This is a genomic window from Citrobacter freundii complex sp. 2025EL-00176 (genome assembly GCF_053309355.1).
The window spans coordinates 281,374-296,307 of sequence record NZ_JBRYHT010000001.1 but is presented as its reverse complement, the minus strand read 5'-3'; the positions used below and the strand labels follow the sequence as shown (position 1 = coordinate 296,307).

Below are 14,934 nucleotides of genomic sequence, written 5' to 3'. Positions count from 1 at the left end.
GGATCCTTAAGCAATGACCTGCTCAAATTTACAGCTGAAATCGGAATACGTGACGTTGTCCGTAACAAACCACTCCCGGCAGACAACTTTTAGCGTGCGGTTGTATTTTGGCGGTCGCCACAGAAAGGCTTTATATCCTCCGTGCTCGGCCAGAAACGCTTCAAGTGCGGTGCGGGAATTGTCCGACGTTATACGGAAAACAGGCTGGAAGTTAATTAACTGATGGTTGAGTCCGGTCGGGCGACGTTGCTCATAGCCATCCCCAAATTTTATGGTTGTCACCGAAGGGGAAACAGAAGACTGCATCCCCTCCCTGGGTGCCCAATGAAAGGTTTTCACTTATCCTCCCGCCAGCATGCCACCATCACGTCCCTGAGTTCTCAGGATACTCATGACACGCGTATCGATCATTTTGACCAGCATCTGCGATGCCTTCGGCCCTATCTCCCCGTTTTGCCCGTCATTCTGAATGGCAATGTGATACACAGGTGAATAAGCAATCCCCCCATTCATACCACCACCAGAGGAACCCGGGTCACCCAGCGCCCTGACACCCAGCGTACCGTCAGTCGTTTTTGCCAGAGGCATAATGGCTTCCGGACCTGCTTCACCAAACACGCCTGCCCCCTTTGCAAAAGCAAACAGGGTCGGGCTGTCATAGATGCCATTACTGTAGGCACTTAATGAAGGTGAGTCATAAACACCGCCCTTCTCATTAAAACTAAAACTGCTGCCAAAACTGCTGATGGCCGTGCCGGTACTCGCAGTGGCTGCGCCGCCAAAAAGACTGCCGCCGATGCCCATAATGGATTTCAGGATGGTGTTGGTAATCAGCGCCTGCGTTGCCATATCGACAAGGTTTTTAATCACCGACTGAGTCAGGGAGGAAAATAACCCAATCATCCCGTCCCGGAGTGATTGGGTGTTTACCAGCATGCCGGTCAGCATGTTAGTGGAACGCTCCTGGGTGGTCTCTAACATGCCAATAGCGAGGCTGTTCAGGTTTCCCTGCGACTTATAAAGCTCCACCGCCGTCTGGTACTGCGCATCCGCAGAATCCTTGTCAGCCTTTTGCTTCAGCAGTTCGTACTGCTCTTTGTTGATCGCATCGTTCTGGTAAAAAGCCTGCAGCAGTGACTGACGCTCGGCCAGTTGATTGCGCAGTTCTGCCAGCGGATCAACCGTCCCGGCGATATCAATCAGAGGGGCAGACACTGCCGCTGCCTGTGCCTGTAACAGTTCGCGGGCCGTACTTTGTGCCAGCGTGATTCTGGCCGTCTGGTATTCCTTTTCATCCAGAAGACGGGCATTCAGGAGCGACTTCAGCTCCTGGCTCGCTTCGCGCTCTTTCGTCAGAGAGGCTCTGGCTGGCGCATACTGTTCTGCCAGTTCGAGGCGCTGTTTCTGATAGTTTTCAGCATTCAGCAGCAGCGTCTTCTGAATATCAGCCTCGCTGGCTCCGTCAGCGCGGGCGGCTTCAAGGAGTTTTCTGGCGCTTTCCTGCTCCTGCAGGTTGATACGTCCGAGACTTGAGGTATGCGCCGCTTCGATTTCACGCCGCAGTTGATCATACTGGTTAACCTTTGCCTTTTGCCCCTTACCGCTGTCACCGTCTTGACCTGTCCAGGGTGTGGAAGGAGTATCCTGTCCACTTTCTGATGTTGTACTGGTTGTTATCGTCTTGATATCACTGGCCAGCTGACTGGCATAATCAGCGATCCCCGTCTGAACAAGGAAACTGGCCTTACCCACGTTTTCCAGATTATCGCGGGTTTTATTTATACCTTGATCCATCGACTCGAGAGCCGCTTCGGTACGCTGGCGCGCTTCCTGCATATCTTTCTTATTACCAAGAAAATCACCAATCCATCCCTGTTTATTGGACTGTTCGATCTGCTTGTTCACATAATTCAGGTAGTTCTGTAGTTTTCCTCGCTCATCTAACTGGTCATTTAGTTGGTCGGTAAGATCCAGTTGTTTTACAGCCAGTTGTTTCTCAGATAACTTCATCAGAGCAGCTGTGGTTTCAACAACAGCATCTTTGAGATCAATCGCTGACTGACGGGCATCCTGCGCCTGATTATGGAAATAGAGCAACGCCGAACCGGCCAGCATCGCCGCCCCCACCGGACCGCCAACCAGTGCCAGCGCCCCTCTGACCATACCTACTGCTGCAGAGGCCGCTCGGGCTGAAACGGAAAGCTGTTTATTGGCAGCATTCAGCTGGCTCTTTGCCTGGGTGGAGAGCAGTGTCTGCTCGGTTTCCTGCCGGATTAAGCGGTTAAACTCGCTCTGGTAACTCACGTTAAGGCCAAATTGTCTGGCACTTTTCTCCATTTCCCGATAACGCCCGAATTCTGCGTTATTCTGTGCCAGCGTGGCGGCGGTACTTTCCAGCGTTTTTCGCGCCATATCGGCCTGCGCCATCGCGCTGGCCCTGACTGCCTGCTGCTGCTCAACCCAGGCACCGATGTTCCCCCTGATACCTGCCGTCAGTTTTGTCGCCAGAACAGGAATCAGCGTATACAGCGCAACGCTGGCTACTGTATTGAAATTATCCGTCAGGCCATTAATGGCATCGGTAACGGTCTGAACACCACTGCGCAGCGGTCCGTTTCCGCTCTGTCCCACCTTAATAATCAGACCTTCAAAAGCCGAAGTCAGGCTGAGAAGATCGCCGTTCAGGTTATTTACCCTGATTTCTGCCTGCTCATGCGCGGTCTGCGTACCTGTCAGGGCGGCGGTCAGCGACTCCACCTTCTCGCGGTTCTGCACCAGGATGGAAGCCGCGCTGAGGTTTTCCACCCCGAACAGCTTTACGGCCTGCCTGGTTGACAGGTTTTTTCCCGCCAGATTCTCCAGCGCCTGACTCAGCCCGACAACAGAAGGCTTCAGGGTCTTATCGGTTCCCTTCTCCAGATTCAGGATCACGTTGCGCAGCGCGGTCCCGGCCTCGCCGCCTTTAACCTCGCGCTCTGCCAGTACCTGTATGGCAGCATTGAGGGTTTCAAAACCTACGCCAGCCTGTGCCGCTGCCACCCCGCCATTTTTAATCGCGGCAGCAGTATCGGCTATCTCCGATGAGCCAAATTTCGCGCCAGCAGCCAGCACGTTGATATACCGGTCGGCTTCACTGGCTCCCGCCCCAAACTGGTTTAATGACAGGGCCAGCGTTCGGGTGGCATCCGGAAGCGTGGTACCCGCGGTCTGGGCCAGCGTTAACGCGCTTTTGGTCGCCGCAGTCAGCCCCGCAGAGGTGCTCAGCAGTTCAGGCTTTGCCGAAGCCATCAACTTAATGGCCTCAGCGGCCTGTGATGCGCTGTATTCCGTTGTGCGGCCCATTTCCTGCGCCGCCTGATCGTACAGTTTCATCTGCGCACTGGTGGCGCCGGTGATAGCCTGCAAATCCGACAACGACTGGCTGTACTGCCGCGTGGTGCTGATAATGGTGCCCAGCGATAACCCCGCCCCGGCAAAAGCTGCCAGCCTGCCAGCCAGCCCTGATACCGAAGCAGAAACACGCTTATAGGCATCCTCCGTCTTTTTCGCATCAGCCCGGGCATTGCGGTTAAACTGGCGTGACTGACTCTCAGCGCTGCCGTAGGCGCTCATCAGCTGCGATTTAAAGTTCGCTGCATTCAGATGCAGCCCAACGGCAAGAGAGGCAACGTCACCCATTACATTAATACCTTCATGACTGCCGCACACTGCGCATCCAGACTCGGATTCACGGCGTCGGTGGTGGATTTTACAGGGGGCGGGTTATTGTCAGAACCTTCTGGCGAAGGCTTTTTGAAAATGCCCTGTTTGAGGAAGAAAGCACGCCAGTGAAAAAGCGTGTCAGCCGGAAGCGCCGCAATTTTTGACGGGTCAGGCTCGCCCCAGCGGTCGGCCAGCCAGAAAATCAGCTCCAGCCAGGGCGAGTCACTCAGTTTTTTTCGGCGGTATCCAGCTTACCGATGCCGTGCTTTTTCACTTTGTCGATGGCATCCAGAAGCGCAACGTTATCGTGTGCCGCCAGCAGCTCCTTCGCCGTGGGTTTGTCTTTGGCTTTAATCGGTGAGCCGTCAGGCTGAACCAGGCTGTCGATAACAATCTGTACGCTCAGTTCAGACGCCATGCGGGCATTGCCAGAGGTCTGCGCCTCGATGAGCGCATCTTCATGATCAATAAGCTCAGCCGCCGTCAGTCGGCGCAGGTAAACCTTTGTACCGAAGATTTCGGTTTTAATTGGAGAGGGTTTTGCGCTGAGCAGGGCTTTTTTCAGTTCGGAGAGGCTAAATTCAGACATGGTGTATCCTGTTTTTCAGACGAAAAAAAACCGCCCGGAGGCGGTGTGTAACGGGAAACGGATTACGCTCCGGCATCTGGCGCCGGGGCGGCGATCCCCCATTTAATATTGTTTTGCTTACCCTGCACCGTAATCTGGATAACTTCACTGGCAGGGGCGGTGATTTCGTTCATCTGCCAGCCTGAAAGCGCAAGGATCATTGAGGCCGTTCGTTTGTTCGGCAGCTCAATATAAAACTGAACGGTCTTACGCTGTTCCGCTGCATTGAGGAATGCGGTGAAATCTTCGTTTTCCGGGTCGTCAATGAAGCCCAGCGATTTCTCCGGCCCTTCCGGCAGGTCTGACACCGACTGCTTACTCTTGTCCAGCAGGGTGGTACAGTCGACAAATCCTCCCGTCTGACCTGTCGCGCCCAGCGCCTTGCAGTTAATCAGCGGTTTCAACGCCGCTACAGCGGCTCCTACCTCCCCAAACTTCACCACCGTCCCGGCAGGAAGCATTGCGTACTCAGGGGATGATTTTGGCGTGTTATTTTCATCAGCCATAATGATTCTCTCTTAAATAGTGGGCAGCGGTTGCTACCTGTTCTGAATGCCATTGCGGATTTCTACGGTCAGAATGCGCAGAACCTTCTGGACGTTGTAATCCAGTGCCGGACGGATGAACGGATCGGCAACCTGTTTAACCGTCCCGAACTCCTGGGCCAGCGCTTTCATGTAATGCTTTTTGCTGGGGCCAACCCGAAGGGTGACCACCGTATTTCCGCGACCTTTCCGGGTGGAAGAGCGAATTTTGATGGAATCACGCATATGCTCTGCAGAGGACGCATCGTCGAAGCCGGCATGTTGTTTCATGTCTTCTTCCACCACTTTCAGCGCCTCACGCCCTGCATCACGTAACACCTTCGTGCCGACCTTTTCACCGAGCGCAGTAAGCTGCCGCTCCAGCTCGTCCAGCCCTTTTACGTCCATAGTGATCATGGTGAGGCGTCCCGGTAGTGAAAGGTAAAATCCCGCACGAGCCGGTACTGAATATTGCCGCTGGTCAGTACCGTTTTACTCTGCTGTATTCCACCCCGGACCACATTCTGCACGGGAAAACCCTCCAGCTGGCCATGCACGATAGCGGTCCATTCCGCGCTGATTTTCTTATCCAGCTGTAACAGGCGGGTGTAGTCATTAAGCAGTTGAATCGCTATCTGGAAGCGGCCCGCAATCAGACCTGTGCGCAACAGTCCGGCGTACAGCTCCGGATCGGAAATACACTGGTAAGTAATCCCCTCCTGCAGCTCATCAGGCAGGAGCAGAGGATAAACATCCAGCCCGGTCAGGCGTTCAAGTGCTGTCTTTAATGCCAGCTCGATCATGACGTGCGTCTGCCTCCCCTGTGATGATGATGCGGTCCGCAAGACGTTCGACGTTACGAACGATATAAACCCGTTCAGACGTCGTTATTTTCCAGTCGATATCAATATTCAGGTTCGGATGAGTGGTAAAAAGACACGTTTCAACAACCTGCTGTTGATCCAGTGTGCGGACCTTTCTGCCCGATACCAGCTCGCGCTTCGCCCAGGCTTTCCCGGTCGCGACCAGTTGTTCCGGCAGATGTTCACCCAGCGGCCCCCGGCCGGATTGCATATACCCAATCGAAAGACGGCAGGTCATTTCTTCCGGCTTCAGGCTCATACCGTGTTCTCCTGCAACGGGAAAAGAAGGTGCCGGACCGCAGCCGTCTCCAGCCACTGACCAGTGAAACCATTCAGATACGCATCCCCGACCAGATACTGCATGGCCAGCTGGATATCTTCATCCGCCACAAAACCGCGTACCCCTTCCGGCAGCGCCTGCAGTTCGTCATCGCTTCCCACCAGTTTGCAGTAGTAGTCACGCTCAATACTCTTCTGCGCTGCCGCCACCATTTTAGTGAGCATGTCGTCATGCTCCGTGAAATCCGGCTCCAGACGGAGCTGGGTTTTCACATCATCCAATGTCAGTATCATGGTCATCGGCTCCCTTGCGGGGACTCAGCGCCTTTTCCGCATCTTCTGGCCATACCGCAATATGGCGTTCTACCAGTTTCTCTGCGTACTCAGCATCAAAACAGGCCGTATCACCGCGTGAATAACGATGATAGGGCCCCAGGAAAAAAACCGCTTTCCGCGCCACTTCTGCTCCCGTCAGGCCCGTGGCCCCGTTAGTTTCACTTCCGGTCAGATCAACACCTGTATCACCTGAACCCGCTGCAGTATTCTGACCGCCATCCCCGTCCACTGTATTTTCCGGCGTCAGTTCATCCGGCTTTTTCACATCACCGGCTGCAGCCGCCGCTGCCGCTGCTTTTGCCGCTTTCGTCGTCATCGTTTTGCTCCTGAAAAGAAAAAACCCGCTGCTGCGGGCCTGGGGAATTACGTGCTTTTACGCTGTGCGACCGTGGTCGCACAGCGTGCAGGACCGGTTAAAACAGCACTTTTGTCCCGAGAACAAGACCTTCCGGATGACGGAAGCCGATATCGTGCTCCGTCACCACGCGGATCAACGACTGGTTACGGGAGAACGCGGAAACCAGATTGCCATCCCCGTCCTGGTAGGAGGCTTCCTGCGAGAACGACACCTTCATGTTGCCGTCTTCACCGATAACCACATCATTAAAGTCAGCGAAGTAAATTTCCGACTCTTTGCCTGCGTCACCGAGGTTTGCCGGGATAGCGCTGGTACGCTGAATCTGAAATCCCTTCAGGATCCCCTGGGCCATTTCCGGGTAGACCTTGTTACCATTACCGTCGCGCAGACCGAACAGTTTCATGTAGGTACGGTTCGACATACCCCAGCCGCAGCTAATCATGTTGCTGTTGCCGTCCATAGCCATCAGGATGATGCTGTCGAGATAGGTATCAATCGTCTGCAGATTAACCTCTGCAGCAGCTTCCCACGGCAGCAGGCGGTTCCACTCAGTTGCCCGCGCTTTCATACCGACAGGCGTATCACCAGTACCGTCATCGCGCATAAAGGCTTTATCTTCACGAACAGAAATCGCGGTCAGAATATCCTGCAGAACCAGCTGCTCTACGTTGTAGCCAGCACGACCAATCAGCTGGTTGGAGATTGGCACCATCGCAATCATGGTTTTCGCAGTGAGTTTCACATCATCAAAGCGGGCTTCTGATACTTTCGCATCCTTGCCTTCCCCGGTGTAGCTCGCCGTCGCACCACCGGCCAGACGCGGCAGCGCCATATTGCCGTTCGGCAGCGGAATGGAGCGCGCGCCCAGCTTACGAACGATAGTGCGATCGCGCAGCAGTTCGATCACCTCACTGTGAAGGTTTTGCGGAATAAGAACGCCACCTGACGCGGCGGCAGTGTTGATGGCCATCGAGACAGACTGGTCATTCAGTTCTTCAGCTGCAAATTTTGCAGCGTCCTGGACGTTACCCTGTGCTGCCGCAATCGACATCACCAGACGGGTCATGCCTGCGCCGGTATATTGCTTTGGCTCAGCCTTAATGCTGATACCTGGAGCCTGCTGTGTGCCTTTAACCGGTTTGGCGACAAGCGCTGCCGCACGTTCAGCCGCTTCCAGACGTTCAATCTTGGCGCTGATATCCGTGAACTGTTGCTGCAGGCTGTCAAATTCGGTTAACTGCTCCGCTGTCAGCGTACCGCCACCAGTTTCTACTGCCGCCAGTACCTGAACCTTCTGATTAATACCCGCACGTTCACGACGCAACTCTTCAATATGATCCATGTTTTTTCTCTCTTTTTGGCATAAAAAAAGCAGCCAACAGGCTGCTTTCTGGTAATGACGCGTTAGCGCCGGGTTACATTCTTGTTTGCAGGTCCATCGCGGCTGCCTGCAACTTTATGGCAGTGGTTCTTTGAGGTTGTTTGTACTTTGCCGCAATGGCATTAATTGCGGACTGAGGATCCGAAACTTCATCGGCAAGACCAGCAGAAATGGCATCAGCGCCGAAATAGATTCCGGCCTGCGTGTTAATCACCGTCTGAGGGGCAAGATTCCGGTATTCCGCTACAGAGGTAATAAACGTCTCGTACATATCGTCAATCATCCTCTGGAACATTCCCCGAGCGTCTTCACTCAGTGGCTCATGTTGTGTACCGTTATTTTTGTTATCTCCCCGAAAAATCGTGGTGAATGTTAACCCCATTTGCTCTTCCATCCTGGAAGTATCCAGGTGTTCCATGATCACTCCAATCGAGCCGACTCCACTGGTCTGGCTGACTACAATTTTGCTGCAGGCCGAAGCGATAAAGTAAGCCGCAGAATAGGCGCTGTAGTTCACAATTGCAGTAATAGGCTTAGTTTGACGTGACTGGAAAATATAATCGGCCAGTTCCTTGCATCCAACCGCCGCACCACCACCAGAATTTATATCCAGCACAATTTCACTGATAGAAGGGTCATTTAATGCAGCATGCACCTGGCTACGTATGCGCTCATAGCTGGTAAGTTCAGAACACATTGCAGTAATTTGCCCACGACGCGGAACCAGAATGCCGTGAACAGGAATAACTGCCATTCCACCAGCTGGTTGAACCAAATCTGGCGCCTGATTGTTATCAGGATCCTGCGTCATGTGAATTCCAGCCTCTTCTGATATTCCCTGAATACGGGGAACCAGCACAGCTTTTACAGAATCCATTGTCTGTCGTGTCACGTAATGTGGTACACCAAAGACCATAGCCGCCAGATGCGGCAGATTAATTAAATTTTTTGTCATGATGTTTACCAGGTCAGCCCGCACTGCGGGTGATATTCAGTTTCTGGACAGAATAGAGTTGATCTCTGCCAGTTGTTTTGCTGTTGGCGTGTTATCGCCAGGTAAGATTTGTTTACTGTCGACCATATTCAGAGGCGTCAGGTATTTGTCCCCTCCGGCGATGGGTGGAAGGTTCTCCATGCGGCGAATGTCGTTAACCGATAACCACCCCCACTGGCGGCCTAATGCATAAGATTCATAACGTGACTTCTGATCCCCGCGCAGCAGGCCAGAAACATTGAATTCAATGTACAGATCACTGCGCTCGCTGGGTAAAAGCAGATCGCGCATTAATGCGCCTTCATGACGCTTCAGCCAGGCCAACAGCGTATACATCACAAACTGCAGCCCCTGGTGCTCAATGTTGTTATTCGTGGCTTTCTCCAGCATCTGCACCATATGAGGCGGGATTTTATAGAGACGGCACACTTCTTCCACGCCCCATTGTCGGGACTGCAATAATTGAGCTTTCTCGTTATCCTGAGATAACTGTTTATAACTCATCCCCTCCTGGAGGAGTGCAACAGAGAAAGCATTCCTGACACCAGAATAACGATCCGTCCATTTTGCCAGCAGTCTGTCTATTGCATCCTGGTTTTTTATTGTCGCGGCTTCTTTTGGACGCTCAATAACACCACTCATCGTCGTACCTCGACGAAAAACCTGAGCAGCATGTTCTTCCACAGCCAGGTTTAACCCAAGTACATCCGCATTTGTCTGGATTGGAGAACTGCCGATATAACCGTCGAGCGAAAATACTTTCACATGATGCATCATGCGCATTGGCAACGTTTCGCCAATTTCGGGGAGTTCATAATAGGGCATCCCGTCTGGCCCTTTCAGGACGATGACTTTTTTGGGATTAACCGGGATTAGTTCCCTCGGGAAACCTTTCCCGTCCCTGTCGATAATCGAGTAACAATTGCCCTCCAGCCCTAACAAGCCCTGTTGTTGCTCAAAATACTCGAAAGAGGTGTCCTTTTTATTAGGCTGGGAATGTACAAGATCATAAACTGGGTGGTCAGTAGCTCGCTTACGGGCTCCGTTAGCACCTCGTCTGTAAAGCTCACACGGCAGTTGCGCTACAGATTCAGCCAGAAGAGTTACACATGCCCGAACAGCTGATAATGCCATCGCAGTTTCAGGAGTTATGATTATCCCAGCCTTACTCTGACTCGAACTCACTCCTCCCAGCATGGTTTCCCAGAATCCACTTCCTGATCGCGATTTACCCCGAAACATCTGGGGGATAAACATTACTCACCCCCTGGTTTGTGAAATCCTGTAGATAAGGATCTCGCAATTAAAAACGACCACAGCAGACAAATCAAACCGCCAGTAATAAATCCGACGGAGGGTGAAATAAGCCAGGCACCGGTCGACAATAAGCCGACTCCAACGAGGCCGAGAATAAAACTCAGGACTGTGATTAACATGTAATATCTTCCTCATCATAAGCCGATTTACTTACTGTACTGTTCAGCATGGCCCGTCCGATCCCCATAAGTAATCCTACAGCGCCATCAATTTTATTTTGCTTCCCCTCCTTGCCGGGGCGGACAATATCATCGCTTCCAGGCAAATAACGCCCAATAACATTCTGGATGCACCAGTTCATGATAGGGTTGCCGTCATGATGAAAACGTCCTGATGCCAGCGCGGCCTCAATTTCACGCATAGGGTCACTCATGTTGGTGAAGTTTTGCCTGATCTCAACTGGCTCCAGCCCCTCCTCTTCAAGCATGTGTCGTAATGATGTTGCACCGTAAGGATCAATAGGACACTGAACGATTTTTACACGCTGACGTAATTGAAGGATTGACTCAAAAATAAGCCGATAGTCCACTTCCGCACCTTCTGTCGGTATCAGAACCTCTTGTTTAACAAATGACTGATAGCGGTCAGAAGTGGTTTTCAATGTGGGATCTGGTGAGTAAACCGTATCTTCAGGCACCCAGAACATCGGACTGACACAGTAGAAATGCGTAATACCATCCACTTCCCGTCTGAATACTGGTACGACCGCATTCAGGTCAACCTTGGACGCAAGATCTATCCCCAACCAGCAATCTTCATCGGCGAAATCAGACAACTTGAGACTATTGTCCGCTGCAGCCATCCATTTTTGCAGATCATAGAAAACCGTCTTGGCACTTACCCACCGGTTAAAATGCTTGGTAAGAATTTTGTTCGTCTGGCTGGGGTTAGATATTCCAAGCAATTGCTTTGCGCGCAGGAAGTGTTCTTTTACGGAAATGCCAAAGTTTGGATTTGCTTTGATTAATGCTTCAGGTTTTGTCCAGTCGTCATCATCATCAAGACCGTAAATAATACCGAAAATCGTTTCGTTTTCTTCTCCCACCCGATTCCGGCGTAGAATTTCCACCAACTGCGCACGTTTCTCATAACACGGAGAAGTAATGTCATAACCCGCAGTTGTAATGATCAGAGTGATAGGTTGTTCCCTTGCCCCCATTCCTGTTGTCATAGTCGTATAAAGAGCATCTGTTTGGTGCTCGTGATATTCATCAATAATTGCACATGAAGGGGAATCGCCGTCACCAGGATCGCCGATGACTGGCGCAAAAACAGAGCCATCCGGACGGGTCATTTTCTTTGCCCAGGGTTTGACTGAGTATTTTTGTCGCAATGCAGGGAGTTTTTTTACCATTTGCAGAGCGGGAGAGAAGACTTTCCAGGCCTGTTTTTCTGTAGTGGCGCCACAGTACACTTCTGCACCATGTTCCCCATCAGCGCAAAACATATAATTACCAACGGCAGCTGCAATTGCGGACTTCCCATTTTTCCTGGGAACCTCAATATATATTTCAGAAAAACGGCGGAATCCGGACTTCTTATTAACCCAACCAAATGGCACACCAAGAGCAAACTTTTGCCAGGGCTCAAACTCTATGCGTAGTTTCTTCCTGGCCCATTCACCGGCCGTATGAGGCATCTTCTGAGCAAAGCGCAAAAATCGCTCGGCCTTGTTTTTATCAAACCGGTAAGGCCAGTCAGGATCCTTCGCACGTTCCAAATCATCAAGGTGTCGTTGACAGGCAAGCACAGTTAACTGACAAGCAAGGATCTTCCCGCCAACAACATCTCTTGCATACTGGTTCGCTGCATTGACGTTCGGATATGTAGCCATCAGTCAAACTCATCAAATTCATTCCCGTCATCGTCAGGAGCATTTCTGCCACTGGTCATTCTGATACGGCTGAGCGGATCTAACCCCAGAAGTGAGCCCAGACGGGCAATCTGGGAAACTGAATCATTTCGGACGTTAACTGCAGGATGTTTTTTTAATCCTCCCATTTCACTTTCAGTTGTCAGCCCTGAAGCCAGTAATTTTTCAGCTTCAAGCATGAGATGGAAGGCATTGCAGTAGGCTAAAAGTAAGGGTGCATCTTCAAGTTCAAATACGCCTCTTTCGATCAGGATTTTGCTCTGGGTCTTCCACATTCTTATAGCAGCCTCCCCCATTAACTCTGCAGGAGGTGCAATTCGGGTTAATTTACTTTTTTGCCCGGCGGGTAAGATGGGTTTTCTCCCCCCTCCAGACGATCGAATTCCACCAGCCATAACTCCTCTTTTAATAGGTGAAACCTACCGGAAAAAAGATCCTTATTTATGACGTGCAAAAATGGCCTTCAGGCGGCAGTCCTGAAGCGCGAAAGGGGTCAGGGATTTGATCCCCCCTCCCCCTTGAAGATGACAGCAAGAAAGCATGCAAAAGCAGATACTGGTCATCCATCAGGATGTTCAGCATAGTGTCTTCAGTTAATCTCAATAAATAAACGATGGAGTCTAAGAAATGGATAAAACCAGAAAATATGATAGAGCCTTACAACTTGAGATCCTCAACGCTCTTATAGATTGTGCTCCTAACTCTTTAAACAAGGCACAGGAGCGAGACCTCATTGAGAAGTTTGATAACTATGATCACTTTGTGGCGTGCATGCTATACCTTGAAATGCATGGTCTTGTTTCTACACCCTTCGTACGCAGCGAAACCATGGCTGGCGTTGATTTTATTTTCAACGCCCCGTACTGCAACATTACAGAGAAAGGAATTGATTTTCTTCTTGATGATGGCGGCTTAAGTGCGATCCTTAAGGTTCAAACCGTTCGGTTACACAATGACACGATTGTTGCCCTTGAGGATATAATCCGTGTCGCAAATATATCTGAAGATCAGAAGAAGGGATTGATTTCAAAACTCCGAGAGCTTCCGGGAGACGCCATAAAACATTTGACCCTACAGTTACTGACTCAGGGGGTTCTGAATCTGCCGAACGCACTTCGACTAATTCAAACAACCCTCCAGTAGGGCTAAACTCGTCAGAGGGGCGAATTAACTCAAATTTGCCCCATCCCAGTGTTTTACTTAAAAACACCCAAAATTCCTTCCGGGTATCTGCATGAATGTAGAAACTGTTCTTATGCATTACAGCAGTGAATATTATCATCGAATACGCTCTCTTGCTGTCTTCGCTCTGTGGCATTCCCAACACAACGACTCAAGATTGGAATCGTCATCAGTACCGCCATGAGCTTTTGGGATTATGTGGTCAACGCTGGTCGCTTTCTTCGCTATCTTCTGCCGGCGATGGTTCTGACACAGGAATTGATCACGCTGTAGGATACGCTCCCGTATGATTTCCCAGGACCGCCCATAACCACGTTCTTGTCTGCTCTTACCTACCTGATAGTTACGCCAGCCATCGCCAGCATGCTGCTGTCGGTGTTGGTCACAATATCCGCTGACATCGTTGGTGATTGCCGCACACCCTTTGTGTCGGCATGGGCGTTTAGCGCGCGCTGGCATCGGCATAGTCCTGTTTGTTGGATACAAATTATGTTGTACTCGGAGAGAAAAACGGAAATGGCATCTAGCGGAGAATATTCATAAATAGCGAGAATATGCACGGTCGCCGCCCCGTAACAACCAGGATTACCAGAAAGGCCAAAAAAAATGAGAATGATTATCAAAACATTCTCATGCGGTCAATGGAATAACAGATTCTTAATCTCTCAACGAAAATAAGGATTTGTTAAGCTCCATGCTTTATGTTCGATGTAACACACTGTTTGAGGCAAGAATAATGATTAGATTCTCAAAAATTCAGATTCGCTTACACTGGCTAACTCTTATGTTAATAGCGATAACCTATGCGGCTATGGAGCTGCGCGGATGGTTTCCCAAAGGCAGCAACACCTACCTTCTCATGAAAGAAACACATTACAATGCCGGGGTATTTGTCTGGTTTTTAATGATAATACGGTTAATTATTAAACATAAGTATCATGACCCAGCTATCACCCCGCCCCCGCCTGCATGGCAGATGGTGGCTGCTAAAATAATGCATATCCTGCTCTACATTTCTTTTTTGGCTCTACCATTATTAGGTATTGCAATTATGGCTTACGGTGGAAAGGACTGGAGTTTCTTAGGTTTTAACGTTGTATCGTTCGTTACTCCTGACGAGGAAACAAAATCACTTATCAAAGATATTCACGAAACACTGGCAAACATCGGATATTTTTTAATCGCAGCGCATGCTGGTGCAGCGTTATTTCATCACTACGTCCAGAAAGATAACACTCTTTTGAGGATGATCCCTGATTGTAACGATAAGAAATAAATACAAATTTTAATGTTTAACATTACAGCAAGCGCTCAGTGAATGCCTGCTGTAATGGCTGCTCAGTCAAGTTGAAGCACACTGTGTTCTTCTGAATCAGAGAATGCAACCAAACGGGGATAGTGTTACCGTCATCAGCATCAAATGCTGAAATGGTTGCGTGAAAAATCAAAAATGCTCCAAATCCCGCGCAACTGCAGCCCCTCGGTGGTCAGAATCAC

Annotated in this window: 17 protein-coding genes; 2 read left to right on the top strand and 15 right to left on the bottom strand. The window is 50.6% G+C overall.

The features are described from left to right. Positions 1–6: 6 nt before the first annotated feature. From ACVXHP_RS01460 to ACVXHP_RS01395, 14 genes are all read right to left on the bottom strand, one after another. Positions 7–339 (bottom strand): phage tail protein, encoded by a 333-nt coding sequence (locus ACVXHP_RS01460; protein WP_137378226.1) that lies wholly within the window; start codon positions 337–339, stop codon positions 7–9. After that, on the bottom strand, positions 340–3,678 hold the full coding sequence (locus tag ACVXHP_RS01455) for a phage tail tape measure protein (RefSeq protein WP_447570721.1): 3,339 nt from the start codon (positions 3,676–3,678) through the stop codon (positions 340–342). Between the two features lie 250 nt (positions 3,679–3,928). After that, positions 3,929–4,291: a phage tail protein gene (locus ACVXHP_RS01450; protein ID WP_166465632.1), complete on the bottom strand. Its 363-nt coding sequence runs from the start codon at positions 4,289–4,291 to the stop codon at positions 3,929–3,931. 62 nt (positions 4,292–4,353) lie between these two features. Next, positions 4,354–4,836 (bottom strand): hypothetical protein, encoded by a 483-nt coding sequence (locus ACVXHP_RS01445; protein ID WP_003832379.1) that lies wholly within the window; start codon positions 4,834–4,836, stop codon positions 4,354–4,356. A gap of 33 nt (positions 4,837–4,869) precedes the next feature. Continuing rightward, on the bottom strand, positions 4,870–5,271 hold the full coding sequence (locus ACVXHP_RS01440) for an HK97-gp10 family putative phage morphogenesis protein (protein ID WP_032943069.1): 402 nt from the start codon (positions 5,269–5,271) through the stop codon (positions 4,870–4,872). Beyond that, on the bottom strand, positions 5,268–5,657 hold the full coding sequence (locus tag ACVXHP_RS01435; RefSeq protein WP_447570720.1) for a hypothetical protein: 390 nt from the start codon (positions 5,655–5,657) through the stop codon (positions 5,268–5,270). Before ACVXHP_RS01435 ends, ACVXHP_RS01440 begins: the two co-directional genes overlap by 4 nt. Beyond that, complete coding sequence (locus tag ACVXHP_RS01430; RefSeq protein ID WP_447570719.1) at positions 5,626–5,976, bottom strand: head-tail adaptor protein; 351 nt, start codon at positions 5,974–5,976, stop codon at positions 5,626–5,628. Before ACVXHP_RS01430 ends, ACVXHP_RS01435 begins: the two co-directional genes overlap by 32 nt. Next, positions 5,973–6,290 (bottom strand): head-tail connector protein, encoded by a 318-nt coding sequence (locus tag ACVXHP_RS01425; protein WP_003832371.1) that lies wholly within the window; start codon positions 6,288–6,290, stop codon positions 5,973–5,975. Before ACVXHP_RS01425 ends, ACVXHP_RS01430 begins: the two co-directional genes overlap by 4 nt. Continuing rightward, positions 6,271–6,648 carry a hypothetical protein gene (locus ACVXHP_RS01420; RefSeq protein WP_044700565.1) on the bottom strand — a complete coding sequence of 126 codons (378 nt, stop codon included), beginning with the start codon at positions 6,646–6,648 and terminating at the stop codon, positions 6,271–6,273. Before ACVXHP_RS01420 ends, ACVXHP_RS01425 begins: the two co-directional genes overlap by 20 nt. A 97-nt stretch (positions 6,649–6,745) precedes the next feature. After that, complete coding sequence (locus tag ACVXHP_RS01415; protein ID WP_447570718.1) at positions 6,746–8,032, bottom strand: phage major capsid protein; 1,287 nt, start codon at positions 8,030–8,032, stop codon at positions 6,746–6,748. Positions 8,033–8,105: 73 nt separating this feature from the next. Continuing rightward, complete coding sequence (locus tag ACVXHP_RS01410; RefSeq protein ID WP_447570717.1) at positions 8,106–9,026, bottom strand: S49 family peptidase; 921 nt, start codon at positions 9,024–9,026, stop codon at positions 8,106–8,108. A gap of 36 nt (positions 9,027–9,062) precedes the next feature. Then, a complete protein-coding gene (locus tag ACVXHP_RS01405; RefSeq protein ID WP_126318631.1) occupies positions 9,063–10,322 on the bottom strand; it encodes a phage portal protein in 1,260 nt (419 codons plus the stop codon). Between the two features lie 172 nt (positions 10,323–10,494). Continuing rightward, positions 10,495–12,216 (bottom strand): terminase large subunit, encoded by a 1,722-nt coding sequence (locus tag ACVXHP_RS01400; RefSeq protein WP_447570716.1) that lies wholly within the window; start codon positions 12,214–12,216, stop codon positions 10,495–10,497. Next, positions 12,216–12,650, bottom strand: a complete 435-nt coding sequence (locus tag ACVXHP_RS01395) for a phage terminase small subunit P27 family (RefSeq protein ID WP_042309017.1) — start codon at positions 12,648–12,650, stop codon at positions 12,216–12,218. The genes ACVXHP_RS01400 and ACVXHP_RS01395 overlap by 1 nt, the downstream gene beginning before the upstream one ends. A 232-nt stretch (positions 12,651–12,882) precedes the next feature. Between ACVXHP_RS01395 and ACVXHP_RS01390 the strand changes: the two genes are divergently transcribed. After that, a complete protein-coding gene (locus ACVXHP_RS01390) occupies positions 12,883–13,398 on the top strand; it encodes a hypothetical protein (protein WP_061381138.1) in 516 nt (171 codons plus the stop codon). 135 nt (positions 13,399–13,533) lie between these two features. On the opposite strand, the gene ACVXHP_RS01385 is transcribed toward ACVXHP_RS01390, so the two are convergent. After that, positions 13,534–13,896 (bottom strand): HNH endonuclease, encoded by a 363-nt coding sequence (locus ACVXHP_RS01385; protein ID WP_447570715.1) that lies wholly within the window; start codon positions 13,894–13,896, stop codon positions 13,534–13,536. A gap of 277 nt (positions 13,897–14,173) precedes the next feature. On the opposite strand from ACVXHP_RS01385, the gene ACVXHP_RS01380 reads away from it, so the two are divergent. Next, on the top strand, positions 14,174–14,713 hold the full coding sequence (locus tag ACVXHP_RS01380) for a cytochrome b (protein ID WP_191214975.1): 540 nt from the start codon (positions 14,174–14,176) through the stop codon (positions 14,711–14,713). The last annotated feature ends 221 nt before the right edge of the window (positions 14,714–14,934 follow it).